We start from the raw sequence: 24,831 nt of genomic DNA on the forward strand, positions 1-24,831 counted from the left end.
GATAAGGAGACCAGCATGACCCAGGCTACCCCCATGAACCGCCAGTTCCGCCTCGCCGCTCGCCCCGTCGGCCTACCCAAGCCCACCGACTGGCAATTGACCGAGGAGCCGCTCGCCCCGCTGCAGGACGGCGAGGTGCGCGTGCGCGTGCTGTACGTGTCGCTCGACCCGGCCATGCGCGGCTGGATGAACGAGGGCAAATCCTATATCCGGCCCGTCGCCATCGGCGAAGTGATGCGCGCGGGCGGCGTGGGCGTCGTCCTGGCGTCGAATTCGCCGCACGTGGCCGTGGGCGACCATCTCGCCGGCACCTTCGGCGTACAGGAATACTGGACCGGGCCCGTCGACGCCAGGGCGGCCGCGGCCATGAAGATCGATCCCACCCTCGCCCCGCTGCCGGCCTGGCTGAACGTCCTGGGCATGCCGGGCATGACGGCGTATTTCGGCCTCACCGACATCGGCCGGCCGCAAGCCGGGGAAACGGTCGTCGTGTCGGCGGCCGCGGGCGCCGTGGGCGCGACGGTGGGCCAGGTGGCGAAGCAGCTGGGATGCCGCGTCGTCGGCATCGCGGGCGGACCGGACAAATGCCGCTACGTCGTCGACGAACTGGGGTTCGACGCGTGCATCGACTACAAGGCGGGCGACGTCGCGGCAGGTCTCAAGGAACATTGCCCGCAAGGCGTGGACGTCTATTTCGACAACGTGGGCGGCGACATCCTCGACGCCGTGCTGGCCCGCATCAACCTCAAGGCGCGCATCGTGATCTGCGGCGCCATCTCGCAGTACAACAACACGACGCCGGTGCGCGGACCGGCAAACTACCTGGCGCTGCTCGTGAACCGGGCACGCATGGAGGGCATGGTGGTCTTCGATTACGCGCCGCGCTATCCGGAAGGCGTGCAACGCCTCGGCGCCTGGCTGCGCGCAGGCGCCATCACGAGCCGCGAACACGTCGTCGACGGCCTCGAGCGTTTCCCCGAGGCCTTGACGATGCTGTTCGAGGGGAAGAACTTCGGCAAGCTGGTGCTCAAGGTGGGCGCCGACATCCATTGAATCCAACGCATGCCGCCGGAACCATTTCACGCCCTGCCTCTCTAATCTCACGAGCGCATCCATGGACGCTCGCTTTGATTGTTCAGGCACAAGGAGATCGATATGGCGACAAGCAAGGATGGCGGCAACAAGGGCGCTGCCGACTCCGGCGGCAGCGAGCAGAAAAGCCAGCCGGCCAAACGCGGTTTCGCTGCGATGGACCAGAACCAGCAGCGTCAAATCGCCAGCAAGGGCGGCCAGGCCGCCCACCAGAAGGGCACGGCGCACGAATTCGATTCGGAGGAAGCGCGCCGGGCGGGCCAGAAAGGCGGGGAAGTGGTCAGCCGCAACCGCGCCCACATGGCCGATATCGGACGCAAAGGCGGGGAAAGCCGGCAATCCGCCAACCGCGCCGCCGCAGCCGCAAAATCCGGCAACCAGGCGGGCAACCAGGCGGGCAACCGCCAGGGCGGCAAGGAGTCATGACGTCCGGGGATCCGGTCCACGCCCTGACGGGTCCCCTTCTCGAAGCGCGCAAGCGCCGACCGCGCCGCCGTGCCGGGCGCGGTCGCCCGCCCCCTCATCAATCGGGGACGTTCCCAATCGCTGACGCCAGGACATGGACGTGCTACAGTGCCGCCCTTATGTCCACCGTCTCCCACCTGAAATACCTGGGCGCCTATCCCGCGCACGTGCTGTCCCAGGTCGAGCGCCTGATCGCCGACGGCCGCCTGGCCGACCACCTGCGCCGGCGCTATCCCGACGCGCACGACATCCGCACCGATAAAGCCTTGTACGGCTATGTGCAGGATTTGAAAGATGAATACTTGCGCAACGCCGAGCCCGTCGCAAAGGTCGCCTACGACAGCAAGATCGGCATCGTCCAGCAGGCGCTCGGGCTGCACACGGCGATTTCGCGCGTGCAGGGCAACCGCCTGAAGGCCAAGCACGAGATCCGCATCGGCACCGTGTTCCGCGATGCGCCGCCCGCCTTCCTGCGCATGATCGCCGTGCACGAACTGGCGCACCTGAAGGAAAAAGACCACGACAAGGCCTTCTATAAACTGTGCTGCTGGATGGAGCCGGACTATCACCAGCTCGAATTCGACGTGCGCCTCTACCTCACCCAGCTGGACCTGGGTGGTGGCCGAATCTGGGGCGTTCCCTCGTTGCCGTAACGCAACAGGATGCTGAACAAACACGGGCCGGGGCCAAAACCAGTCGACTTTCCTGAAAGCACGGATTACAGTCGAGTACCGCGCCCTCCGGCGCCCGTGCCTGCCCACCCCCGCAGGCCGATGTGAATTTACGGCCGTCCTGGTCCCGCCGCGCTACCCGCCGGTCCAGCCGGCCCATCCGTCGACACACATGCCGCAACCACGCCCAGCCTACTTCCTGTTCCTGTCCCTGCTCGGTCTTGCCTTCGGCGGCACCGCCCGCGCGCAGGACGAGTCCGCACGGTCGCCCGACTGGCGCATCTCCGGCTTCGGCACGCTGGGCTTCGCGCGCGCCAGCGAACGCGAGGCGGACTACACGTCGTCCGTCTTCAAGGCCAGCGGCACCGGCCACACGCGCCGCTGGAGCAGCGACGTCGACACCCGCCTCGGCGTCCAGCTCGACGCCACGCTCGCGCGGCGCTGGTCGGCCGTGCTGCAGGTCGTGAGCGAACAGGGCCTGGACAACACCTACCGGCCGCGCGTCGAATGGGCCAACATCAAATACCAGGCGACGCCCGAACTGGCGCTGCGCGCCGGCCGCATCACGCTGCCCGTGTTCCTGATGGCGGACTATCGCAAGGTCGGCTATGCCTATCCGTGGGTGCGGCCGCCCGTCGAGGGCTATGACCTGCTGCCGGTGACCAGCAGCGACGGCGTCGACGCCACCCTGCGCTGGAGCGCGGGCCCCGTGCGCAACGCGTCGCAGGTCTTCTACGGCCACAGCGCCGTGCCCCTGATCGACGGCCTGCACGTATACGGGCGCGGCGGCGTCGGCATCTCGAACACGAGCGACTGGGGCGCGCTCAGCGTGCGCGCCAACGCGATCAGCGCCGAGATCTCGAGCAACATCGGCGCCGACCTGTTCGCGGCCTACGACGCGTTCGGCCCGGCCGGCCAGGCCCTGACCCGGCGTTATGCGCTGGACCACAAGCGCATGATGCTGGCGAATATCGGCGTGAACTACGATCCCGGCACCTGGTTCGTGATGGCCGAGGCGGGACGCACGGTCGGCCACTCCTTCCTGGGCGCGACGCGCTCCGTCTACGTCAGCGCGGGCTGGCGCTGGCAAGCGCTCACGCCGTACGCGACGTGGGCGCGGGTGCGGGCCGAGGGGGCGACGCACGATCCGGGCCTGCCGCCGCAAGCCTTGCCGGGCACGCTGGCGCCAACGGCGGTCATGCTGAACGCCGGGCTGAACGCCCTGCTCGCGACGATCCCGCAGCAGACGTCGGTGGCGGCCGGCCTGCGCTGGGACCTGCGCACGAACATGGCGCTCAAGGTGCAGTACGACCGCGTCACGCCGCACGACGGCTCGCGCGGCACCTTCATCAACACGACGCCGCGCTTCACCTCCGAGCGCACGAGCCACGTGGCCAGTGTCGCCCTCGACTTCGTGTACTAGCATGGCGACGCTCACGTATTCCCGCATCGTGGGGTCCGCCCTGCTGCTGGCCGGCCTCGCCGGCGTATCGGCGCGGGCGGCCGACCTCGTCGTGATCGTCTCGGCGCGCAACCCGGTGACCGCGCTGCGCGCCGAGCAGGTGGCCGCGATCTTCCTCGGCCAGTCGGTACGCTTCCCCGACGGCACCGAGGCGGTGCCGTACGACCTGCGCCTGGGCGCGCCGATCCGCGACGAATTCTACGCGCGCGTGACGAACAAGACGCCCGCCCTGCTCAAGGCGCACTGGTCGAAGCTGGTGTTCACGGGCCGTGGCCAGCCGCCCGCCGAACTGCCGGACAGCGCGGCGGTGCGGCGCAAGGTGGCCAATGATCCGGAAGCGATCGGCTATATCGAACGGGGCGCGCTCGACGGCAGCGTGCACGCCGTCCTCGTGGTGCAATGATGCGGCCGGCGTCCGCGTCATCCGGTGCCCGCAAGCGTCCGCGCTGGCTCGCGCGCGCGCTCGACACGCATATCGCGCTGCCGCTGTTCGCCCTGCTGCCGCTGGTCGCCATCTGGGCCGTTTGCTTCCACTTCATCGAGACCGAACGGCGTGCGTCCGTCGCCGCCGCGCACGATTCCGTGCGCGAGCAGCTCGACACGTACGAGGCGCAGGTCGCGCGCAACCTGAACGCCATCGACCAGACGCTCAAGGTCATCAAGTACGCGGTCGAACAGAACGGCGAGCGCGGCGCGCTCCCGGCACTGCGCGCCCAGGGCCTGCTGCCGCCCGGCCTCGTGTTCGAGGTCTGCATCGCCGACCGCGACGGCCGCATCGTCGACAGCAACCCGGCGATGGCGCCCGCAGACGTGTCGCACGCCCCCTATTTCACCGTGCAGGCGAACGGCGACGGCAACGCGGTATTCGTCAGCCAGACGTCCGGCGACGCGATCCGGCCCGACCCGCACCTGCACTTCACGCGCCGCATCGTCGACGCCGCCGGCCGTTTCGCCGGCGTGGCCATCGTCGAAGCCGATCCCGCCTATTTCACCAGTTCCTACGAACATTCGCGCGCGGGTGAACTCGGCCTGCTGGCGCTCGTCGGCAGCGACGGCGTCGCGCGCGCCGTGCGCATCGGCGACGCCGTGTCTTGGGGCCAGCCGTTCGCGCTCGACGGCCTGAAAGAGGAAGCCGGCGCGCCGCTGGCGCTGGGCGCCGACGGCGTCGAGCGCTACGCCGGCGCGCGCCGCGTGACGGGCTTTCCGCTCACGGTCGCCGTCGGCCTGGCGGCGCGCGAACAGATGGCCCAGTACGAACAGCACTACGGCACCTACCTGGTGGGCGCGACGGCCGCCAGCTCGCTGCTGATCGCCGTCGTGGCGATGATCAGCGCGTGGTCGTGGCAGGTGGCCAAGGCGCGCCGGCGCGAGCGCCAGGCCCAGCAAACCTATGCGGCGGCGTCGGAAGCGAGCCCGGACGCCTTCTTCCTGCTGCGCGCCGTGACCGGCGCGGACGGCGTCATCGCCGACTTCCTGGTCGAGGGCTCCAACAGCCGCGCGGAGCTGTTCACAGGCATCGCCAACGAGGCGCTGCGCGGCCAGCTGCTGGGCGACGTGCTGCCCTACTATCGCGCGAACGGCATGTACGAGCACCTCGTGCAGGTGGTCACCGAACAGCGCGTCGTCGAGGCGGAGTGGCAGGCGACCTCCGGTCCGACCGCGGGCCGCTGGCTGCAGCGCCAGATCGTGCCCGTCGACGGCGGCGCCGTGGCGATGGTGCGCGACATCACGGAGCGCAAGGTGGCCGAGGACCGCATCCGCCACATGGCGCACCACGACGAGTTGACGGGCCTGCCGAACCGCAGCCTGATCCGCGACCGCCTCGAGCAGGCCGTGCGCAACGCCCAACGCAACGGCGGCCACCTGGCCCTCGCCTTCGTCGACCTGGACGGCTTCAAGCTCGTCAACGACGGCCTGGGCCACAACGCGGGCGACGAATTGCTCATGGTCGTGGGACGCCGCATGCAGGCCTGCCTGCGCGGGAGCGACACGCTGGGCCGCCTGGGCGGCGACGAATTCGTGATCCTGCTGCCGGACGCCGGCGAGTGCCCGCTGGCGCTCACGCCCGTGCTGGAAAAAATCCGCCAGGCCGTGACGGAGCCCGTGCAGATCTGCGACCAGTCCGTGCGCATCAGCTGCAGCATGGGCGTCGTCGTCTACCCGCGCGACGGCGCCGACCCGAAGACGCTCATGATGAACGCGGACGCCGCGATGTACCGCGCCAAGGACCTTGGCAGCAACAACTTCCAGTTCTACACGCGCGAGATGAACGCCAGCGTCGAGGAAAAGCTCGTGCTGCTGGAAGGCCTGCGCATGGCGCTGGACGCCACCCTGGCCGAGGATGTCCCCGACGCGCAGGACGCGCCGCCGGCCGCCGGGGCGCCGGCCGCCGGTACGCCGGCCGGCCGTTTCCACCTGCTGTACCAGCCCAAGGTCGACCTGCGCACGGGCCGCATGTTCGGCGTCGAGGCGCTGATCCGCTGGCGCCATCCGGAGCATGGCGTCGTGCCGCCGGTGCGCTTCATCGGGCTCGCGGAGGAATCGGGCCTCATCGTCGGCCTCGGCGAATGGGTCGTGCGCACCGCGTGCCGCCAGGCGCAGTTGTGGCGCGCGGCGGGGCTGGACCCGCTCACGGTGTCCGTCAACGTGTCGGCCCGCCAGTTCGAGGAAAAACGCCTGGTCGAACGCATCGCCGGCGCCCTGGGCGACAGCGGCCTGCCGCCCAGCGCGCTGGACCTGGAGGTGACGGAAAGCCTCCTGATGCGCGACCTGAACCAGGCCGTGGAACGCATGCGCGCGCTGAAGGAGATGGGCGTGACGCTGTCGATCGACGATTTCGGCACCGGCTATTCGAGCCTGTCCGCGTTGAAGTCGTTCCCGATCTCGACGCTCAAGATCGACAAGTCGTTCGTGCGCGACCTGGCCTCCAGCTCCGACGACCAGGCGATCGCGCTGGCCGTGATCTCGCTGGGCCACCGTCTGCATCTGCGCGTGATCGCGGAAGGCGTGGAGACGGCCGAACAGCGCGACTTCCTGCGCGCGCACGACTGCGACGAGATGCAGGGCTATCTGTTCAGCCCACCGGTGCCGGCCGAGCGCATCACGGAACTCCTGCAGGCGCAGCAGCGTCAGCCGCGCGGCGTCGCCCAACTGGCGTCGTAAGCCGTGATCGCCCCCTCCCGGCTTGCGCGCATGCTGTTCGGCGCGGACCGCAAGCTGCATCGCATGCTGCAGTACTGGGCCGGCACGGCCATCATGTACACCACCGTCGTCGGCCTGATGTTCGGCCCGGCGGCGCTCGCGGGACAGGCCCAGGCCCGCGCCATCTGCATCTACGTCGGCGCGGGCGTCGCCGTGTTCTACCCGCTGGTGCGCGTCGGCGCCCGCATCGGGCTCGCGCCGAACCTGCTGGCGGGGCTGCAGGCCGTCTTCAGCATCAGCTGCCACGTCTGGGGCTACTCGATCGCAGGGCCGATGCGCGGCGTGACGCTGATCGGATTGCCGGTGATCGTCGTGTTCTGCATCTTCGCCATGCGCCCGCGCCAGACCCTGATGCTCACCGCCTTCAACCTGGCCGTCATGGGCGGCACCATGGGGTGGCTTGCGGTGCACGATCCGCTGCATTTCCCGCCCGCGGCCGAAGCGGTGAATTTCGGGTTCGTCGCGGTCGGCTCGCTGGCGGTCACGCTGCTGACCGGCGAGATGAGCAAGCTGCGCGCGCGGCTGAAGCGCCAAAAGGACGAACTGCTGGCGGCGCTCGACACGATTCGCCTGCTTGCCACCATCGACGAGCTGACCGCGCTGACCAACCGCCGCCACATGAACGAGCTGCTGGCGCAGGAAGAGCGCCGCCGCGCGGCGTGCGGCAGCGCCGCGTGCATCGCCCTGCTCGACATCGACTTCTTCAAGCGGATCAACGACAGCCTGGGCCATGCCGCGGGCGACGACGTGCTGCGCGACTTCGCCCGGGCGACACGCGCCGAGCTGCGCGACGGCGACACGCTGGCGCGCTGGGGCGGCGAGGAATTCCTGCTGCTCCTGCCGAATACGGCATCCGGCGAAGCCCGCATGGTGCTCGAGCGCATGCGCGCGCGCGTGGCCGCGCTGGCGCCCTGCGACGGCCTGGACCACCGCGTCAGCTTCTCGGCCGGCCTGACCGCCTGGCGCGCCGGCGAGGCCATCGCCGAGGCCGTCAACCGCGCCGACAAGGCCCTGTACACGGCCAAGGCGGAAGGACGCAACCGGTCGATCGAGGCCTAGGCGTGCAGTTCCCTGCGCTGCACGGCCCGCAGCTGCGCGGGGGCCTGGCGGATGCGGGGCGCCGTCGAAGGGGCCTCCGCCAGCTTGAACATGCTGACGAGTTCATCGAGCTTCATCGCCTGGTGCTGCAGGACGTCCGAGGACGCTGCCGCTTCTTCGACCAGGCTGGCGTTCTGTTGCGTGACTTCATCCAATTGCGCCATGGCGATCGTAATTTGCTGCAGGCCCGTGGACTGTTCGTCGTTCGCCACCGTCATCTCGCCCACGATGTCGGCGACGCGCTTGACGCTGGCCACGACCTCCAGCATCGTCTTGCCGGCCTCGTCCACGAGCTGGGTGCCGCTCTCGACCCGCGCAACCGAATCGCCGATCAGGGACTTGATTTCCTTCGCCGCGGCCGCGCTGCGGTGCGCCAGATTGCGCACCTCGCCGGCCACGACCGCGAACCCGCGTCCCTGTTCTCCGGCCCGTGCCGCCTCGACCGCGGCATTCAGCGCGAGGATATTGGTCTGGAACGCGATGCCGTCGATGACGCCGATGATGTCGCCTATCTTCCTGGCCGAGTCGCTGATCGATCCCATGGTCTTGACCACCTCGAACACCACGTCCCCGCCGCGGCTGGCGACACCCGACGCGGAGGACGCCACGCTGCTGACCTGACGGGCATTCGCCGCGTTCTGCTGGACGGTGGCGGTCAGTTCCTCCATCGACGACGCGGTTTCTTCCAGCGTGCCGGCCTGTGCCTCCGTCCGCGCGGACAATTCCAGGTTTCCGGCGGCGATCTCGTGCGACGAGGACGCAATCGCACGCGTCCCCTGCCGCACTTCCGCCACGATGGTTGCCAGACTCAGTTGCATCTTGTGCAGGGCCGACATCATGCTCGAATCGTCGCCCGGACGCAGGTCGACCTGCACGGACAGGTCGCCGGATGCGATCTTGTCGGCAATCGAGGCGGCTTCCGTCGGCTCGCCGCCCACCTGGGCCAGTATGCTGCGGGTCATTGCGACGCCGACCAGCACCAGCACCGCAAAGGCGGCGGCAACAACACCGGACACGATGTACCGCGACTGTTTCGCCTCCCTGCGCGCGGTAACGATGACGTCATTGGCGACGTCCGAATTCAGCGTGATCAATTCGCCGAGTGTTTTCTCGGCAGCCGCGAATAACGGAAGATCCGCCGCCATGCGCTGGTGGTATTCGTCGAACAGCGGCTTGCGTGCGTCATCCGACGCCGCATTCCCGAGCGCGCCGATCAGGGAGCCGAGTTTCTGGTCGTTGTCTTTCCATGCTTTCCATTCGACGAGAAACTGGCCCCACAACTGCTTTTCGCGATCCGTCTGCGGAAGCGGCTCATATATTTTCCAGCCATGCTCGATCCGGCTCCAGATAGTCCGGCGGCTGGTTTCCAATTCGGAAAACTTCGATGACGATTGCGCCCCGGTTTCGTAGGTGAGCGCCGTCAAGTTGGCCGCCTTGATGGCCGTCTGGCCTTCATTGACGATTTCCAGCCCCAGCACCGAAGGCAAGCGAGTTACGCCGATCTCGTCGATGTCGTCGGTCATGTTGAGGATGCTGCGAATGCCGAACAGCCCGACAACCAACAATGCCAACAGCGATGTGCCGATCAGGATCGACATTTTTGTCTGGAGTTTCATGTCATGCCCTCCCCCATTCCAGTTCTCGGCTGGAAGTCAATGTGAACGAAGCCGCGATAAGGGTTGGTCGATGAGCAATGTTATTGTTTTTATCCGAATCGCGGGGCGGGCGCCGAATCCGGAGCCCGCAATTTATCTTCCTCCTTGGAACGAATCGCACGCAAGACGAAATCGACGCGGCAGCCAATTTTCTGCGCGGATCGCGGGACACCGTTGCCCGATGGCAACGCAAGAGAAAAGATGGCAGATCGTGCCGGCGCGCCGGCTTGCGGAACACGCTGACGATGATACGTTTGATACATCGCAACCCTACGCAATTTGCACCCTATACCTTGGGCTCCTGGATCCGCCAACCGCGCCCACTAGCACACGGAAAATTCACCTTGCCCCACCGATATGGTTCGCACATCAGCTAAAGATGTGTCGGCACAAGGGAGGATGAGATGGGAGATATTCTGAAGTTCGCACCCAACACTGGAACGAGTCCCCGCTTCAATGGAAAGGGAAGTGTTATTCGAAATCCGGACATATTACCGATCTTTCTTGGCAGCGCCTGGCCACTCGGTGCTGCCGTAACGTCGAATGACATCATGAAGGCGTTGTACCGCTTAGCAGGCGGCCCATATCTGCAAGGGCTCCAACAATATGGGTATTCGGGTACTGCAACCGTGCGCAACGAAATGATCGACAAGCAGCCGTACACGGTTACCGCTGGAACGCCGGAAAACCAGATCAACGTGATCACCAGTGCGTTGAGATCCTATCTGGAATCGCTGGTCAATGACGACAAGATCGACAACGTCGACGACAACCACGAGCTGATCGTGCTGATCTTTCTCGATCCGAGCACTCAGCAAACCGGCAGGTTCTCGGGGGCCAACACCAAGGAGGAGATATTCGAGTTCTTGGACGACAATATTCGGTTCCAATGGGCGTGGGTGCTGACCGATTCGAACAACCTGGACAGCATCACGCGCACGATGAGCCACGAGCTGGTAGAGTCCATTTCCGATCCGTTCCATAACGGCTGGGAGCAGACGTCGCCCGCGCCAGGGGCAAACGCGGGGCAGATCGGTGACGTGTGCGACGCGTCCGGGGTCGTCAATGGCGTCGCAGTCTCATCCTATTGGTCGGTCGTCGACGACGCGTGTATCGTGCCCACCTCCGGCACGCGGCGGTTCTCCGCAAACTACACTCTGGATAATCCCGAGCCGCACGATGGCCCGAGCCAGCGCGTTTATGTGGATTTCCCCCCGCTATGCGGTGGTGGCCGTTATTACAGTTATGTTGAACGGACATTCCTCAATCGGGTCACGGTCAATTCGATATTCGAGGGCTACGAGCAGCCATCTGTGGAATACAAGATCAACGGGCAGCCGGTATCGTTTTTGGGAGGCACGATAGATGTTGCCGCGACTCGCGACGTACCACAGTTAAAACCGCTGTCCCCGACCACTCCACCCACGACCGAGACTGCCCGCCTGATTACCTCGAAGCTCAGCCCATGGGGTCCCGTCCAGATCGAGGTCGGGCCGGACGAAGGCAACACTTACCTCCACCTCGACCTCACCATCCGCGAGAAATTCGACGACCTCGACAAAGGCGGTGGCTCCACGAAGAAAAGCGCAATCCTGTATATCGACCTGGTGAACCAGAAAATCGTCTGGGAGCCGACGTATTACCTCGCGCTAAAGAACTGCGACATCAATGCCCATCGGACCGACGGCCCGAGCATCGTGTTAGGGCCGCCTCGCCCGGGCGATCCTCCGGGATTACCCGACATCGTTCGAAGGGCCATGGAAGACAACAGCGCCGACCGAGCACATAACCTGATGCATGCCGCGGAGTTGCTCAAAGCTTCCCGGCCGGAAGTCGCGCAAGCGCTGATCGTGCTGGCGCAGGGCGTCAATCAGAACACCATTATTGGCTGAGACGAACTGAAGAAAAGTCTCTGGACTGCCTGGCTAGGCGGCCGGCGCCGCGCCGCGCAGGCGGCGGATCAGCGCGTCCGGATCGGCGTCGCGCATCATCAGTTCGGCGTGCGCGGGACGCACGAAGCCCGCCGCGACGAGGTGGTCGATGAAGGCCGCCAGGCCGTCGTAGAAACCGTTCACGTTGAACAGGCCGATCGGCTTGGCGTGGATGCCCAGCTGGGCCCACGTGACCATCTCGAACAGCTCTTCCAGCGTGCCCATCCCGCCCGGCATGGCGATGAAACCGTCGGCCAGGTCGGACATCATCGCCTTCCGTTCGTGCATGTCCTTCACGACGAACAGCCGCGTGAGGCCGGCGTGGCCGACTTCGCGCTCGACGAGGTGCTTGGGGATCACGCCCGTCGCGTCGCCGCCGAGGCGCAGCACTTCGTCGGCGATCACGCCCATCAGGCCCACCTTGCCGCCGCCGTAGACGAGGCCGATGTTGTGTTCGACGAGGGCGCGCGCCAGGTCGCGCGCGGCGTCGGCATACGCGGGATCGGCGCCCAGCGAGGCACCGCAGTAGACGGCGATGGATTTCATGGGGTCCTTACGGTTGATCCTGGCGCGTTTCCGGCGGCAGCTTGGCGAGGGCGTCGTCGGACAGGCGCTGGAACAGCGCGAGCGTCTCGCCGCGCAGATAGGGGCCGAGCATCGACAGCACCTGGTAGCAGCCGCGCGCCAGCGCGTCGGCGATGGCCTGCTGCTCGCTGTACTTGCGCGGATTGCGCACGTATTCGTACGACAGCCAGTACGTGGCGACGACCACCATGTTCGTGGCCATGCCGCCGATCTGGGCATCGCTCGCCTCGAGCGAGCCTTCGCTGCGCAGCCCGTCGCACAACTGGCGCGCGACCTTGATCTTGTGGGCGAGGATCGCCTTGAAATGCAGTTCCAGCTTGCGGTTGCGCGACAGGAGGTCGTTCAGGTCACGATAGAAGAACCGGTACTTCCAGATCAACTCGAACATGAGGTGCAGGTACAGCCACACGTCTTCCATGTTCGAGCGGCGGCCGGCCGGCACGGTCAGCATGCGCTCGATCTCCGCCTCGAACTGGACGAAGATCGAATTCACGATGTCGTCCTTGTTGCGGAAGTGGTAATACAGGTTCCCCGGCGAGATGTTCATCTCGTCGGCGATCACGGTCGTGGTGATGTTCGGCTCGCCGAATTCGTTGAACAGCCGCAGCGACAGCTCGAGGATGCGTTCGCGGGTTCGGCGCGGGGCTTTCTGTTGCATGGAAACAAATATGGGTGGACTCACCTGCAAGGATATCATCGACCGGACGCCGCGGCCACCGCGGCCGCTCCGTCAGGCCTGCAGTTCGCGCAAGACGCGCAACACCTCGGCCAGCACGCGCGGGTTGCTGCCCAGCGCCACGTGGCCCACGCCGCCGAACGCGACGTTGCGCACGCCCGGCAGTTCGCTCGAATCCTGGGGCGCGACGATATTGTCGTGGTGCGTGTACAGGGAGACGATCCGCACGCGCACGTCCGGCGTTTCACTGGCGGCCAGCGCGCGCAGCCAGGGGCTGTCGCGGCGCATCTGGGCGGCGTTGGCGCCCGGGCCGAAACGCGCCAGGGCCGTGCCGTGGTGCGGCGTGCCGAGCGTGATCAGGCGCGCCACGCGTGCGTGCCCGTAGGCGCGCATCCACGCGCGCGCGGCCAGTCCGCCCATGCTGTGCGCGACGATGGCGATGCGCGCGGCGCCCGTCGCCGCGCATAGCTCGCGCGCGCGCGCCTCGATCAGCGGCGCGTAATCGTCGATGCCGGCGGCGACCGGTTCCAGGTCGATGCTGGCATGGCTGATGCGCGCGCGGTCCAGCAGCGGCTCCAGGTGCGCCCAGTAGCCGCTGTTACAACCGTAGCCGTGCACGAGCAGCACGGGCACGCGCGCGCCGTCCGCATGCACCGTCATGCGCGCGCGGCTGCGCGGCACGTGCCACGACGTCACCAGCATGCTGGCGCAGAACTCCTCGGCCAGCATGCGCAGGCGCGCGGCCGCGCCGATCCGGTACGCGGGCGGCGTCGCGCTGGCGGCCCGCGCCGCCATCACGAAATTGTTCATGTTGATGACGAGGCGGACCAGCGCCACGGCACCGGCGCCGGCCAGAACCGCCGCCCACGCCGGCACGCCGCGGCGCAGCAGCGCCCACGCGACCAGCAGCGCGGCGGCCAGTTGCACGACCAGCACGAGGCGCAGCAGCGTGCGGGCGCTGGCCGGCTTCATGGTTTACGCCTGCGGCCGCGCGGCCGGCCGTCCCGTGAGCGCCTGCGCGAGGTCGCTGGCCAGGCGCGCCGTGATGCCGTAGATCGACAGCTGGGGATTGGCGCCGATCGACGTCGGGAACAGCGAGCCGTCGTGCACGGAGACGTTTACGAGACCCCGGTAGCGGCCGTCCGGCCCCGTCACGCCGGGGTGGTCCGCGCCCGCCATCGCGCAGCCGCCCATCACGTGGGCCGACACGACGCGCGTCAGCTGCGGCGCGAACGGCAGCGCGGCGATGCCCGCCTGCGCGTCACGCCAGCTGGCGTAGCGCGGCGCCCGTTCGTGCGCCACCTGCACGCCGTCGGCGCCGGCCGCGAACTGGATCTCCGCCATCGTCAGCAGCGCGCGGCGGGCGCCGTCCCAGACCGGATCGTTGATCGGGTAATCGAGCACGGGTGCGCCCTCGCCGTTCAAGCCCACCGTGCCGCCCTGCGATTCGGGATGAAAGCCGTCGCGCAGCAGCGCCAGCATGCCCTGCAGATGCGGGAAGCGGCGCATCATCTCCGCGTGCTCGCGGCCGAAGCCCTGCATGGTCGTGGCCAGCAGCACCGGGTGCAGCGGCGGCGCTTCCAGCTTGAAGCCGAGCGGGCCGTCGATGGGCTGCGTGTGCATGAAGTGGTCCGAATAGACGGTCTGCGGCGCGCCCGCGTAACCGTCCACGCGCTGCGGGAACAGCGCGGCCGACACGAGCGTCGGATGCAGGAACGTGCGCTTGCCCAGCTGCCCGCTCGGGTCGGGCGTGTTCGAGCGCAGCAGCAGCGCCGGCGTGTTGATGGCGCCGCCGGCCAGCACGTAGTGGCGGGCGCGCACGCGCAGCACGCGGCCGGTCGCATGCAAGCCGTTGGCGTCGAGCAGCGTGCATTCGAGACCGTCGGCCTTGTCGCCCTTGACCACGAGGCGTTCGGCGCGGGCGCGCGTGACGAGCGTGGCGCCGTGGTCCAGCGCGGACGGGATCGTCGTTACGAGCATCGACTGCTTCGCGTTCGTCGGACAGCCCATGCCGCAATAGCCCAGGTTCCAGCAGCCGTTGACGTTGCGGCGGATGAGGCCCGTCGGGATGCCGAGTTTGGCCGCGCCGCGCCGCAGCACGTCGTTGTTCTCGTTCGGTGCGCCGGGCCAGTCGGACACGTGCAGCCGCGCCTCCATCAGCGCGAACCACGGCGCCAACGTGGCTTCGTCGTAGGTCGCGAGGCCGAAGTGGCGCTGCCAGAACGCGAGCGTCGCGGGCGGCGTGCGGAAGCTCGACGTCCAGTTCACCGTCGTCGAGCCCCCGACCGTGCGGCCTTGCAGGATGTTGATGGCCTTGTCGCGCGTCTTGCGCGCGGCCGATTCCTGGTACAGCGCGGGATAGGCGTCAGCTTCGCGCATGCGGAAATCGCGCGACGATTTCAGGGCGCCCTCTTCGACGACGATGACGGACAGGCCGGACAGCGCGAGGATCTCCGCCGTCACGCCGCCGCCCGCGCCGCTGCCGACGACGACCACGTCGGCGGACAGGTCGCAGTCGGCGGTCTCGCGCGCGCCGTCGATCACTTTCCAGCCGCGCGCCAGGCCGGCCCGGATCGGGTCGGGAATCACGGATTCGTTGCTCACAGCAGCTCCTTCGGCGGTCCCGGATACCCGATCGCGTCCCAGTGCGCGGGCTCGCTGTACCAGGCGCCCAGCACGAGGTCGTGCAGCGCCGCGTAGGCCGTGCGCAGCAAGGCGAGGCGGTGCACCCGCCAGTCCTGCAGGAAGGCCGCGACGTCCGCATCCTGCGCGTCGGCCCAGCCGTGCGCGATGCCCGTCAACAGGCGCCGCGCCGGGGCCAGCGCGAGCAGGCCGAACAGATCCTGCACTTCCTGCTGGGCGGCGAGCGGCAGGCCGAGGATGGTCTGGTCGACGCGCGTGGTGGTCGCGGCGACGGCACGGGCCTTGTCCGCCGGGGCGTCTGGCAATGCGCCGGAGAGAATCGCGGGGACGATGGCATCGAGCGCGGCGCGCGCCTCGCCGTCGAGCACGAAACCGCGCGGCGGCGCCGGATGCGTGACGCGATACCAGCCGCCGCCCGCGGCCAGCAATGCGGCCGACAGCAGGCCGGCCTTGAGGAAGGTTCTGCGGGTTGTCTCCATGCCTACCCTTTTATCAGTATTTCTCAAAGTGTAAGCGAAACACCCCACCCCGCGACCGCCCCAAAATAGAGCACCGCATCTAGCTTAAATTCGGGGTCAGAGCATATTTATTCGACAATTCGGGGTCAGAGCCCTTTTGTGAACAATGTCTCGATGGATAAGCGGCACGTGCCGCTCAGCGGTGCCGGCATGTGCATTCAGGCCACGCGCATCGAGCGTGGATGTCGAAACATGAGGCAAAGAACTTGATCAAAAAAGTGCTCTGACCCCGAATTTGTGCTCTGACCCCGAATTTTTTAGTCGTGGCCGGCGTCGGCGTCGTTGGCCGGGGCGGCTTTCAGCATCTGGCGGGCGATGCCGCGCAGGATGTTGACTTCTTCCGTCTCCAGTTGCGTGCGCGCGAACAGGCGTTTCAGGCGCGGCATCAGCTTTTTCGGGTTGTCGGCGTTCAGGAAGCCGATCGCCACCAGCGCTTCTTCCAGGTGGGCGTACATGCCCTCGATTTGCGCCACGCTCGCGGCCTCGCCGTGGAAGCCGATGCTTTCCTGCGTGCGACTCAGTTGAGGATGATCCCCTTGCGCCGCGACCCGGCACTCGTACGCGAGCACCTGCGCGGCCTGGGACAGGTTCAGCGACGAATAGTCCGGATTGGCCGGGATGTTGATCAGCACATTGCACTGCTCGACGATCTGGTTCGGCAGGCCGAAGCGCTCGTTGCCGAGGATGAGCGCGGGACGCAGGTCCTCCTTCTCCGCCGCATGCGCGGAAAATGCGCGCGGGCTCCACACGGGCGGCGAGAACTCGCGCAGCCGCGCCGACACGGCCGCCGCGAAATTGCAGCCGTCGAGCGCCTCGCCGATCGAGTCGACGACGCGCGCGCCCTGCAGCACGTCGACGGCGCCGCTGGCGAAGGCGACGGCCTCGGGATCGTACAGCGGATCGTTGCAGCGCGGGGCGACGAGCACGAGGTCGGAAAATCCCATCGTCTTCATCGCGCGCGCCACCGAGCCGACGTTGCCGGCGCGGCTCGTTTCCACCAGCACGAAGCGTAGACGTTTGAAAAGAGAAGAGACAGTTTCGGTCGGGTTCATTTAAAATAACGCCATCGCGCGGTGACGAGCGTTGAAATGCGGACAAGAAGTTCGCGATTTTAACGGCTTCGGCACCGCTTTGCTCTTTAATTATTTCTCGCTCAGATCGTTCACGGCGCCCGCGCGCGGTGGGCGTCAGCATTTTTTACGGATAGCTTATGCACCCCATGCTCAACACGGCCATCAAGGCCGCCCGCCGCGCCGCGACCGTCATCAACCGCGCATCCTTCGACCTCGACCGCATCACCGTCAGCGAAAAGAGCCACAACAACTTCGTCACCGACGTCGACCAGGCTTCGGAACAGGCGATCGTCGAAACGCTGCTGAAAGCCTATCCCGACCACGCCATCCTGGGCGAGGAATCCGGCGCCACCGCGAACCTGAACGACGAGAGCGAATTCGTCTGGATCATCGATCCGATCGACGGCACCACCAACTTCCTGCACGGCTACCCCAACTACTGCATCTCGATCGCGCTGCAACAGCGCGGCGTGATCACGCAGGCCGTCATCTATGATCCGGTCCGCAACGACCTGTTCACCGCCACCAAGGGCGCCGGCGCCTACCTGAACGACAAGCGCATCCGCGTGCGCAATCCGGACCGCATCAACAAGGCCCTGATCGGCTCCGGCCACGGCGCGGAACCGCGCGACCTGGCCGAATACCTGCGTATGTACGAAGTTGTCGCCCCGCGCTGCCACGGCCTGCGCTCGAGCGGCTCGGCCGCGCTGGAACTGGCGAATGTGGCGGCCGGCCGCGTCGACGGTTACTTCGAAAAGAACCTCAAGATCTGGGACATCGCCGCCGGTTCGCTGCTCGTGACGGAAGCGGGCGGCATCGTCGGCGAGTTCAGCGGCGAGTCCGAATACCTGAACAAGGGCGACATCATCGCCGCCGGCCCCAAGGTCTTCGCCGGCATGGTCGCCTTGCTGAAACCGTTCGCCTGAGCGGCCACCCGCCGTTTCGCGTAGAATACGCCCCGTGTAAGTCCGGGGAACGCCGCGGGCCTTGCTGGCCGCGCGGCTTTCCCGCCGCAGGCCGCGTTGTCGGCCTGCCAAGATTGCCCCCGGCACCCACGAGGTGCCGCGTCCCCGCTTCCACCGGTCCTGTCAAAAACGACACGGCCGCGCTAAAATTTCCATAGCGAAACATTTTTAATTATAATGTCGCGTGATCGTTGACGTTTCCTGTTCGCGTCTCGGCGGCCCGGCTCCAGTACCGGCCGCCCTGTTGTGTAATCCGATCGGCTGGACTGGCGTTCCACGGCAACACAGGAACGGCGGCCCGATCCCTACCAGATAACTATGTCATTCAATTCTCTCGGTCTGTCCGACGCCATCGTGCGCGCAGTCACTGAAGCGGGCTACACCGCACCGACCCCGATCCAGGCCAAGGCGATTCCGGCCGTGATGCAAGGCGGCGACCTGCTGGCGGGCGCCCAGACGGGCACCGGCAAGACCGCCGGCTTCACGCTGCCCATCCTGCACCGCCTGTCGACCGACAAGGCGGGCTCGCTACTTGCCAATAAATCGTCAAAGCGCGCCATCCGCGCCCTCGTGCTGGCACCCACCCGCGAACTCGCGGCCCAGGTCGAGGAAAACGTACGCACCTATGCCAAGTACACGAACCTGAACTCGGCCGTGATCTTCGGCGGCGTCGGCATCCATCCGCAGATCAAGCTGCTGGCCAATGGCGTGGACATCCTCGTCGCCACGCCGGGCCGCCTGCTCGACCACGTGTCCCAGGGCACGATCAAGCTCGACAAGATCGAGATCCTGATCCTGGACGAAGCCGACCGCATGCTGGACATGGGCTTCATCCACGACATCCGCAAGGTGCTGGCCGTGCTGCCGCCGAAGCGCCAGAACCTGCTGTTCTCGGCCACGTTCTCGGACGAGATCAAGGCCCTGGCCGACCGCCTGCTGGACAACCCCGCGATGATCGAGGTCGCGCCGCGCAACTCGACCGTGGAAGTCATCGCCCAGAAGATCCACCCGGTCGACCGCGACAAGAAACACCCGATGCTGGCCCACCTGATCAAGTCGAACGGCTGGAAACAGGTGCTCGTGTTCACGCGCACCAAGCACGGCGCGAACAAGCTCGTCGAGCAGCTGGGCAAGGACGGCATCGGCGCGATGGCCATCCACGGCAACAAGAGCCAGTCGGCGCGCACCAAGGCGCTGGCCGAGTTCAAGGACGGCAGCCTGACGGCGCTCGTCGCCACCGACATCGCGGCGCGCGGCATCGACATCGACCAGCTGCCGCACGTGGTCAACTACGACTTGCCGAACGTACCGGAAGACTACGTCCACCGCATCGGCCGCACGGGCCGCGCCGGCGCCACGGGCGAAGCCGTGTCGCTCGTCTGCGTGGACGAGCACCAGATGCTGAAGGACATCGAAAAGCTGATCAAGCAGACGCTGCCCCGTCACGTGATTCCGGGCTTCGAGCCGGATCCGACGGCGAAGCCGCAGCCGATCCAGCTGCGCAGCGGCGCGCCGGGCCATCCAGGCCGTGGCCGCCCGGGCGGCAACCGCCCAGCGGGCAATGGCGCGGGCGCGCGCCCGCAAGCTGCTGCGACGCTGGGCCAGCGCAATGGCGGCAACGGCGGCGGTAACGGCGGCGGCGCACGCACCGGCCAGCCCGGCAACCGCAACGGCGGCAATGGCGGCAATGGTGGCGGCCGCGGCCAGGGTCGCGGTCCGCGTCCTGCCGCAGCCCGCTCGGGCGGCGACCGCTGACCCAAATTCGGGGTCAGAGCACTTTTTAAGCGAAATTCGGGGTCAGAGCACAGTCTTGATCAACGTCCGACGCGCAACAATTCGGACGTAATGAAGCTGATTCCCGCCAGTCGGCGCCAGAAACATGCTTCAAAGATCATGTTCGAATAATCGCTCTGACCCCGAATGATTGCGAATTTGGGGTCTGACCCCGAATTGTCGAGCCGGGACGGCGTTCCCGGCTTTTTTGTGGGCGAACGAGATGTTTGCGCACTCAAGTACTTGCGCATCATTAAAAAGAATCCTATACTTGACTAATCAAGTAATAGTCCACTACCTGGAACCGCCATGACCCCGACCGACACCTCCGATACTCCTGATACCCCTGATACCCTCACCACCGAATTCTGCCTGCGCCTCGCGCGCGCCTGGGCGACGCTCGTGCGCCGCCTCGACAGCGCCCTGGGCGGCCACCACGGCGTCAGCTTTGCCGACTACCAGCTGCTGCTGAACCTGCAGCGCGCGCCGGGAGGACGCCTGCGCCGCGTCGACCTGGCCGACAAGCTGGGCCTGACGGCGTCCGGCGTCACGCGTTCGCTGCTGCCGTTGGAAAAGATCGGCCTCGTGACGCGCCAGAGCGACCCGCGCGATGCCCGCGTCGGCTACGCGCTGATCACGCCGACGGGCAGCGAACTCGTGACGAACGCGACGACCGTCGTCGACAACATCAGCCGCGCCATGCTGGGCGGTCCGGCGCGCGCGCAACTGCAGGCGACGTCGGACCTGCTCGCCCACATCGCCGGCATCGGACGCTGACGTTGTCCATGGCGTGCAGGCCAGGCCGCCTCACGCCCGCACACCGACAAGGAGACCCGAACATGAACGGACCACCGACCCGGACCGCGCCCCGCGCCGCCCTGCTGCGCGACCGTAATTTCACCTGGCTGATGAGCGGCGGCGCCATCTCGGCCCTGGGCGACCAGTTCACCCTCATCGCCCTGCCCTGGCTCGTGCTCAAGCTGACGGGCGATCCCGTCCTGCTCGGGATGGCCGTCGCGCTGATGGGCATCCCGCGCGCCATCCTGATCCTGTTCGGCGGCGCGCTCGTCGACCGCCATTCGCCCAAGCGCATCCTGATGCTCACCAAGCACGTCAACACCGTGCTGCTGGCCGTGCTCGCGGCCCTCGTCTACACGGGCCACGCCCACCTGAGCGTCGTGCTCGCGCTGGCGCTGGGGCTGTCGCTCGCATCGGCGTTCGGCATCCCGGCCGGCACATCGATGCTGCCGCATGCCGTCGCGCCGCAGCACCTGCAGGCCGCGAACGGCATGATGATGGCGCTGCGCCAGGTCACGATGCTGGCCGGGCCGCTGCTGGCGGGTCTGTTGTTCGCGCTGGCCGGCGACGGCAGCGGCGGTCCGCGGCACATGCACGGCCTGGCGTTCGCGTTCGCGTTCGACTGCGTCAGCTTTGCCGTGTCGGCGTGGACGCTGGCGCAGGTCGAGTCGCACCCGTTCACGCCGCCGCCGCGGCAACCGGTGCTGCGCGCCGTGGCGGACGGGCTCGCGGCCGTCTGGCGCGACACGCTGATGCGCACCTGCTTCCTCTACTGGGGCCTGTGCGCCTGCGTGATCGGCGGCGTGATGCAGGTCGCGCTGCCGCTGCTCGCCAGCAGCCGGTTGCACGGCGCATCCGCGCTGGGTCTCCTGATGGGCGCGCACGGCGCCGGCGCGTTGCTGGGCATGGCCGCAAGCGGCATCGCCGGGCGCCGCCGCGCGGGCAATCTCGGGATGACCTTGCTGCTGATCGACGGCATCGTCGGCCTGCTGCTCGTGCCGCTGGGGACGATCACCGCCAGCTGGCAGGGCATGCTGATCAACGTCGTCATCGGCGTGCTGGGCGGGTTCGTGCAAATCGCCGTGTTCACGTGGATCCAGCAGCGCGTGCCGCGCGAACTGCTGGGCCGGACGATGAGCCTGTTCATGTTCATCTTCATGGGCCTGGCGCCGCTGGCGGCCGCGCTGGCCGGCTGGATCGCGAGCCGCGTGGCGCTGTCCGCGTTGTTCGGCGGCGCCGGCCTGTGCCTCGCGGGTGCCGCGCTGCTGGCCTGGCTGTTTACGCCGATGCGCGCGCTGCGCGATGTGCCGGCCCGCACGATGGTTTAGCATAGCGGGCTATTCGCCGATTCGACCGCAAAGGATCTCCGCATGCCCCGCTTCGCAGCCAACCTGAGCCTCATGTTCAACGAGGTCGGCTTCCTGGAACGTTTCGGCGCCGCGCGCGCGGCCGGCTTCGACGGCGTCGAATTCCTGTTTCCGTACGCCTTCGACGCGGACCAGATCGCCGGCCGCCTGCAGCGCCACCAGCTGGAACTGGCGCTGCATAATTTTCCGGCGGGCGATTGGGCCGCCGGCGAACGGGGCCTCGCGTGCGACCCGCGCCGCGTCGGCGAATTCCAGGACACCGTCGGGCTGGCGCTGGAATACGCCCTCGACCTGGGCGTGAAGCGGCTGCACTGCCTGGCCGGCAAGCTGCCGCCGAACGTGCCGCACGAGCGCGCGCACGCGGCCTTCGTCGACAACCTGCGCTTCGCCGCCGCCGCGCTGGCCCCGCACGGCATCGACCTGCTGATCGAGCCGATCAACGACCGCGACATCCCCGGCTATTTCCTGACCCGCAGCGCGCAAGCCGCCGCCATCATCGAAGAGGCGGCCGTCCCGAACCTGTTCCTGCAATACGACATCTACCATATGCAGCGCATGGAGGGCGACCTCGCCCACACCCTGCGCGAACGCCTGCCCTTGATCCGCCACATCCAGCTGGCCGACGTGCCGGGCCGGCACGAACCGGGCACCGGCGAGATCAATTTCCCCTTCCTGTTCCGCACATTGGACGCACTCGGCTACGACGGCTGGATCGGCTGCGAATACATCCCGCTGGGCGACACCGTGGCCGGCCTCGGCTGGCTCGACGGGCTTCGCAATTGATCATTGGCAATAACAAAACCCGCCAGGTTTGAAAGAATGGGGGCTTTTCCGGCCGGCCTTTTGCCGTCCAGAAAGGACCCATGGACCTGCGACGCTGCCTCCACGTTTTCGTTCTCGCCGCCAGCCTCATGCTGGGCGGCTGTGCCACTACCGGCCAGGTGAGCCTGGCCGAAGTGCGGCAATTCGCCGACGCCTCGGCCCGCCTGGGCGGCTACGGCGAACTGTCGCGCCGCTACCGCGACACCTACGAGCGCGAACAACCGTATCTGTCGCCCGCCGCCGACCGCATCGCCAAGGAAAACGATGCGCGCCGGCGTGCCGTCTACGACGACTTCGTCAGCATCCAGAAGAGCGTCGTACTGTACATGCAGACGCTCAGCGTACTGGCGGGCGATACGCGCTACGACCTGTCCGACCGCATCGACGACCTCGGCACGGGCCTCAAGGCCAATGCGGAGTCGGGGCTGCAGCGGCGCGAGATCGCCGCCTACACGGGCCTGACGCGCTTGCTGACGCGGGTGATCGCGTCCGGCTACCAGAACCGCAGCGTCGAGACGATGGTGCGCGACGGCGATGCCGACGTGCAAGTCCTGCTGGAAGCGATGATCGCGCTGACGCGGCTGTACGCCAAGACCAACGAGAACGAAAAGAAGACCGTGCTCGGCATCTTCGACGTCGAAATCCCCTTTTCCAACAAGTCGTCGGACCGCATGCTCGTGACCCTGGCCAAGGTCCACTATCTCAACAAGTCGACGGAATACAAGCTGGTCGACAAACGCTACAACCTGGCCCTCCAGGGTTTGACGAAGGTCGCCCTGGGCCACCAGAAACTGCGCGAAAACATCAATAACCTGCACGACGACGAGATACGCAAGTTGCTGGCCGTCTACGCACGCGACCTGACCAACCTGCGCGACGCCCTGTCCGATTGAGCGCACGAGGAGCAATCATGGCAAACGACACGAATTCCCCGCCGAACGGCGACACGACGCCGCCTTCCAGCCCGGCCGAGGCGCTGTCGACGGCGCACCAGGTCGAGGAGCTGGCCGACCAACTGTCGGCATGCGCGGACAGCATCCACGAGCGCATCATGCGCGACATCCGCCGCCACCAGGGCCAGGACGTGCCGGAATCGGAGCAGGCGGCCGCGCGCGCCCTGCTGAGCGCGGAAATGGAGCTGCGCCAGCGCGCCGACCGCCTGTATGCGGAGGCTGCGGCGTGCATCGTGAAATCGTTGGGGCAGCCGCAGCAGCACCTGATGCAGCTGACCGCGGACGCCGCCGACAAGATCCGGCGCATCACGCGCATCGGCGACGGCATCACGCTCGTCGCGCGCCTGCTGGGGCTGGCGGCCGCGGCCAGCACGGGCCAGGTCGTGCCGATCCTCGCCGCCGTCGACGGCCTCAAGGCCCAGCTCGACATCGTCGCCATCGACAACGCCCCCGCCGCTCCGGCCTGAATGCGGCGGTAGGCACCGCCGCCGTTCCGCGCTACACTGGATTGCCGTCGCACGGCATCCAATGACACGCACGAAGGGGGGCTCCATGATCGTCGATCCGCACGTCGAGTCCGGCGCCTTGCCTCGCGCCTCCCCTGCCGTGGATTCGACTTGACCATGGAACCTCTCACGCCCGAGCAGCTTCTGCTCCTCAAGACGACGCTCGAACGCCGCCTCGAGGCCCTGTCCCGCGTCGAGGCCCCGCATCCGGACGCGGGCGACCTGCCCGTGGACGAGGTCGAAACGTCGCCGCTGGACCGCGCCACCGTCCGCCTGCTGAACGACCTGTCGCGCGAAGCGGCCGACCACCACTCGGCCGAGATGCGCCAGCTGCGCCAGGCCCTGGCGCGACTGGAAGACGGGAGTTATGGATTCTGCGAGGAATGCGGCCAGGCGATCGGCGCCTCGCGCCTGCTGGCCCGGCCGGAAGCGCGCCTGTGCATCGATTGCCAGACGCGGGCCGAGCGGCGCCCGTGAAAAGAGCGGACGGCCCGTACGACAGGCCGTCCCGCCCGCACTGCCGGCGCCGCCGCGGAAGACCGGTGCCGGCTCCCCCGAACCAGCCGGACCGGCCAGG

At 67.3% G+C, this 24,831-nt stretch carries 23 protein-coding genes; 16 read left to right on the forward strand and 7 right to left on the reverse strand.

What is annotated here, in order from left to right:
- Positions 1-15 precede the first annotated feature (15 nt).
- The 7 genes from ISF28_RS21310 (at position 16) to ISF28_RS21340 (ending at position 7,950) form a co-directional block, all read left to right on the forward strand.
- Positions 16-1,053, forward strand: coding sequence for an NADP-dependent oxidoreductase (locus ISF28_RS21310; protein WP_198119190.1), 1,038 nt, complete (start codon positions 16-18; stop codon positions 1,051-1,053).
- Between the two features lie 102 nt (positions 1,054-1,155).
- The gene (locus ISF28_RS21315) at positions 1,156-1,518 is read left to right on the forward strand and encodes a KGG domain-containing protein (protein WP_198119191.1); all 363 of its coding nucleotides are present in this window, start codon (positions 1,156-1,158) and stop codon (positions 1,516-1,518) included.
- A gap of 158 nt (positions 1,519-1,676) precedes the next feature.
- The gene (locus ISF28_RS21320; RefSeq protein WP_198119192.1) at positions 1,677-2,210 is read left to right on the forward strand and encodes a M48 family metallopeptidase; all 534 of its coding nucleotides are present in this window, start codon (positions 1,677-1,679) and stop codon (positions 2,208-2,210) included.
- 190 nt (positions 2,211-2,400) lie between these two features.
- Positions 2,401-3,651: a hypothetical protein gene (locus tag ISF28_RS21325; RefSeq protein ID WP_198119193.1), complete on the forward strand. Its 1,251-nt coding sequence runs from the start codon at positions 2,401-2,403 to the stop codon at positions 3,649-3,651.
- 1 nt (position 3,652) lies between these two features.
- Positions 3,653-4,093 carry a type 2 periplasmic-binding domain-containing protein gene (locus ISF28_RS21330; RefSeq protein WP_198119194.1) on the forward strand — a complete coding sequence of 147 codons (441 nt, stop codon included), beginning with the start codon at positions 3,653-3,655 and terminating at the stop codon, positions 4,091-4,093.
- On the forward strand, positions 4,090-6,852 hold the full coding sequence (locus tag ISF28_RS21335) for a bifunctional diguanylate cyclase/phosphodiesterase (protein WP_198119195.1): 2,763 nt from the start codon (positions 4,090-4,092) through the stop codon (positions 6,850-6,852). Before ISF28_RS21330 ends, ISF28_RS21335 begins: the two co-directional genes overlap by 4 nt.
- 3 nt (positions 6,853-6,855) lie before the next feature.
- On the forward strand, positions 6,856-7,950 hold the full coding sequence (locus ISF28_RS21340; RefSeq protein ID WP_370663480.1) for a GGDEF domain-containing protein: 1,095 nt from the start codon (positions 6,856-6,858) through the stop codon (positions 7,948-7,950).
- On the opposite strand, the gene ISF28_RS31070 is transcribed toward ISF28_RS21340, so the two are convergent.
- Positions 7,947-9,605: a methyl-accepting chemotaxis protein gene (locus tag ISF28_RS31070; protein ID WP_198119196.1), complete on the reverse strand. Its 1,659-nt coding sequence runs from the start codon at positions 9,603-9,605 to the stop codon at positions 7,947-7,949. The genes ISF28_RS21340 and ISF28_RS31070 overlap by 4 nt on opposite strands.
- Positions 9,606-10,048: 443 nt before the next feature.
- Here ISF28_RS31070 and ISF28_RS21350 point away from each other — a divergent pair, with 443 nt between their 5' ends.
- Positions 10,049-11,536 (forward strand): hypothetical protein, encoded by a 1,488-nt coding sequence (locus ISF28_RS21350; RefSeq protein ID WP_198119197.1) that lies wholly within the window; start codon positions 10,049-10,051, stop codon positions 11,534-11,536.
- A 33-nt stretch (positions 11,537-11,569) separates the two neighbouring features.
- Here the strand turns inward: ISF28_RS21350 and ISF28_RS21355 are convergent, their stop codons facing one another.
- From ISF28_RS21355 to ISF28_RS21380, 6 genes are all read right to left on the reverse strand, one after another.
- On the reverse strand, positions 11,570-12,121 hold the full coding sequence (locus tag ISF28_RS21355; protein ID WP_198119198.1) for an LOG family protein: 552 nt from the start codon (positions 12,119-12,121) through the stop codon (positions 11,570-11,572).
- A gap of 7 nt (positions 12,122-12,128) precedes the next feature.
- Positions 12,129-12,818, reverse strand: a complete 690-nt coding sequence (locus tag ISF28_RS21360) for a TetR/AcrR family transcriptional regulator (protein ID WP_198119199.1) — start codon at positions 12,816-12,818, stop codon at positions 12,129-12,131.
- 72 nt (positions 12,819-12,890) lie between these two features.
- Positions 12,891-13,808, reverse strand: coding sequence for a lipase family alpha/beta hydrolase (locus ISF28_RS21365; protein WP_198119200.1), 918 nt, complete (start codon positions 13,806-13,808; stop codon positions 12,891-12,893).
- Between the two features lie 3 nt (positions 13,809-13,811).
- On the reverse strand, positions 13,812-15,440 hold the full coding sequence (locus ISF28_RS21370; RefSeq protein ID WP_198119201.1) for a GMC family oxidoreductase: 1,629 nt from the start codon (positions 15,438-15,440) through the stop codon (positions 13,812-13,814).
- Positions 15,437-15,958 (reverse strand): twin-arginine translocation signal domain-containing protein, encoded by a 522-nt coding sequence (locus ISF28_RS21375; protein WP_198119202.1) that lies wholly within the window; start codon positions 15,956-15,958, stop codon positions 15,437-15,439. The genes ISF28_RS21370 and ISF28_RS21375 overlap by 4 nt, the downstream gene beginning before the upstream one ends.
- 296 nt (positions 15,959-16,254) lie before the next feature.
- The gene (locus ISF28_RS21380; protein ID WP_198119203.1) at positions 16,255-17,049 is read right to left on the reverse strand and encodes an RNA methyltransferase; all 795 of its coding nucleotides are present in this window, start codon (positions 17,047-17,049) and stop codon (positions 16,255-16,257) included.
- Positions 17,050-17,216: 167 nt separating this feature from the next.
- On the opposite strand from ISF28_RS21380, the gene ISF28_RS21385 reads away from it, so the two are divergent.
- The 8 genes from ISF28_RS21385 (at position 17,217) to ISF28_RS21420 (ending at position 24,731) form a co-directional block, all read left to right on the forward strand.
- The gene (locus ISF28_RS21385; RefSeq protein WP_198119275.1) at positions 17,217-17,996 is read left to right on the forward strand and encodes an inositol monophosphatase family protein; all 780 of its coding nucleotides are present in this window, start codon (positions 17,217-17,219) and stop codon (positions 17,994-17,996) included.
- A 357-nt stretch (positions 17,997-18,353) separates the two neighbouring features.
- Positions 18,354-19,790, forward strand: coding sequence for a DEAD/DEAH box helicase (locus tag ISF28_RS21390; protein ID WP_198119204.1), 1,437 nt, complete (start codon positions 18,354-18,356; stop codon positions 19,788-19,790).
- A 327-nt stretch (positions 19,791-20,117) separates the two neighbouring features.
- Positions 20,118-20,585 carry a MarR family winged helix-turn-helix transcriptional regulator gene (locus ISF28_RS21395; RefSeq protein WP_198119205.1) on the forward strand — a complete coding sequence of 156 codons (468 nt, stop codon included), beginning with the start codon at positions 20,118-20,120 and terminating at the stop codon, positions 20,583-20,585.
- Between the two features lie 62 nt (positions 20,586-20,647).
- Complete coding sequence (locus ISF28_RS21400) at positions 20,648-21,934, forward strand: MFS transporter (RefSeq protein ID WP_198119206.1); 1,287 nt, start codon at positions 20,648-20,650, stop codon at positions 21,932-21,934.
- A gap of 42 nt (positions 21,935-21,976) precedes the next feature.
- Positions 21,977-22,756 (forward strand): 2-oxo-tetronate isomerase, encoded by a 780-nt coding sequence (gene otnI / locus ISF28_RS21405; RefSeq protein ID WP_198119207.1) that lies wholly within the window; start codon positions 21,977-21,979, stop codon positions 22,754-22,756.
- An 80-nt stretch (positions 22,757-22,836) separates the two neighbouring features.
- Positions 22,837-23,688: a hypothetical protein gene (locus tag ISF28_RS21410; RefSeq protein ID WP_198119208.1), complete on the forward strand. Its 852-nt coding sequence runs from the start codon at positions 22,837-22,839 to the stop codon at positions 23,686-23,688.
- 17 nt (positions 23,689-23,705) lie between these two features.
- Positions 23,706-24,215, forward strand: coding sequence for a hypothetical protein (locus ISF28_RS21415; RefSeq protein ID WP_229519261.1), 510 nt, complete (start codon positions 23,706-23,708; stop codon positions 24,213-24,215).
- 156 nt (positions 24,216-24,371) lie between these two features.
- Positions 24,372-24,731, forward strand: coding sequence for a TraR/DksA family transcriptional regulator (locus ISF28_RS21420; protein WP_198119209.1), 360 nt, complete (start codon positions 24,372-24,374; stop codon positions 24,729-24,731).
- Positions 24,732-24,831: the final 100 nt, after the last annotated feature.

Origin of the sequence: Massilia rhizosphaerae, assembly GCF_016093545.1 — a bacterium.
Lineage (GTDB): Bacteria > Pseudomonadota > Gammaproteobacteria > Burkholderiales > Burkholderiaceae_D > Telluria > Telluria rhizosphaerae.

Coding starts and splice junctions, on each gene's coding strand:
- ISF28_RS21395 (WP_198119205.1), top strand. CDS start 20,118: ATGACCCCGACCGACACCTCCGATACTCCTGATACCCCTGATACCCTC.
- ISF28_RS21380 (WP_198119203.1), bottom strand. CDS start 17,049: ATGAACCCGACCGAAACTGTCTCTTCTCTTTTCAAACGTCTACGCTTC.
- ISF28_RS21390 (WP_198119204.1), top strand. CDS start 18,354: ATGTCATTCAATTCTCTCGGTCTGTCCGACGCCATCGTGCGCGCAGTC.
- ISF28_RS21410 (WP_198119208.1), top strand. CDS start 22,837: ATGGACCTGCGACGCTGCCTCCACGTTTTCGTTCTCGCCGCCAGCCTC.
- ISF28_RS21365 (WP_198119200.1), bottom strand. CDS start 13,808: ATGAAGCCGGCCAGCGCCCGCACGCTGCTGCGCCTCGTGCTGGTCGTG.
- ISF28_RS21375 (WP_198119202.1), bottom strand. CDS start 15,958: ATGGAGACAACCCGCAGAACCTTCCTCAAGGCCGGCCTGCTGTCGGCC.
- ISF28_RS21420 (WP_198119209.1), top strand. CDS start 24,372: ATGGAACCTCTCACGCCCGAGCAGCTTCTGCTCCTCAAGACGACGCTC.
- ISF28_RS21310 (WP_198119190.1), top strand. CDS start 16: ATGACCCAGGCTACCCCCATGAACCGCCAGTTCCGCCTCGCCGCTCGC.
- ISF28_RS21325 (WP_198119193.1), top strand. CDS start 2,401: ATGCCGCAACCACGCCCAGCCTACTTCCTGTTCCTGTCCCTGCTCGGT.
- ISF28_RS21400 (WP_198119206.1), top strand. CDS start 20,648: ATGAACGGACCACCGACCCGGACCGCGCCCCGCGCCGCCCTGCTGCGC.
- ISF28_RS21330 (WP_198119194.1), top strand. CDS start 3,653: ATGGCGACGCTCACGTATTCCCGCATCGTGGGGTCCGCCCTGCTGCTG.
- ISF28_RS21315 (WP_198119191.1), top strand. CDS start 1,156: ATGGCGACAAGCAAGGATGGCGGCAACAAGGGCGCTGCCGACTCCGGC.
- ISF28_RS21385 (WP_198119275.1), top strand. CDS start 17,217: ATGCTCAACACGGCCATCAAGGCCGCCCGCCGCGCCGCGACCGTCATC.
- ISF28_RS21350 (WP_198119197.1), top strand. CDS start 10,049: ATGGGAGATATTCTGAAGTTCGCACCCAACACTGGAACGAGTCCCCGC.
- ISF28_RS21415 (WP_229519261.1), top strand. CDS start 23,706: ATGGCAAACGACACGAATTCCCCGCCGAACGGCGACACGACGCCGCCT.
- ISF28_RS21320 (WP_198119192.1), top strand. CDS start 1,677: ATGTCCACCGTCTCCCACCTGAAATACCTGGGCGCCTATCCCGCGCAC.
- otnI (WP_198119207.1), top strand. CDS start 21,977: ATGCCCCGCTTCGCAGCCAACCTGAGCCTCATGTTCAACGAGGTCGGC.
- ISF28_RS31070 (WP_198119196.1), bottom strand. CDS start 9,605: ATGAAACTCCAGACAAAAATGTCGATCCTGATCGGCACATCGCTGTTG.
- ISF28_RS21360 (WP_198119199.1), bottom strand. CDS start 12,818: ATGCAACAGAAAGCCCCGCGCCGAACCCGCGAACGCATCCTCGAGCTG.
- ISF28_RS21355 (WP_198119198.1), bottom strand. CDS start 12,121: ATGAAATCCATCGCCGTCTACTGCGGTGCCTCGCTGGGCGCCGATCCC.
- ISF28_RS21335 (WP_198119195.1), top strand. CDS start 4,090: ATGATGCGGCCGGCGTCCGCGTCATCCGGTGCCCGCAAGCGTCCGCGC.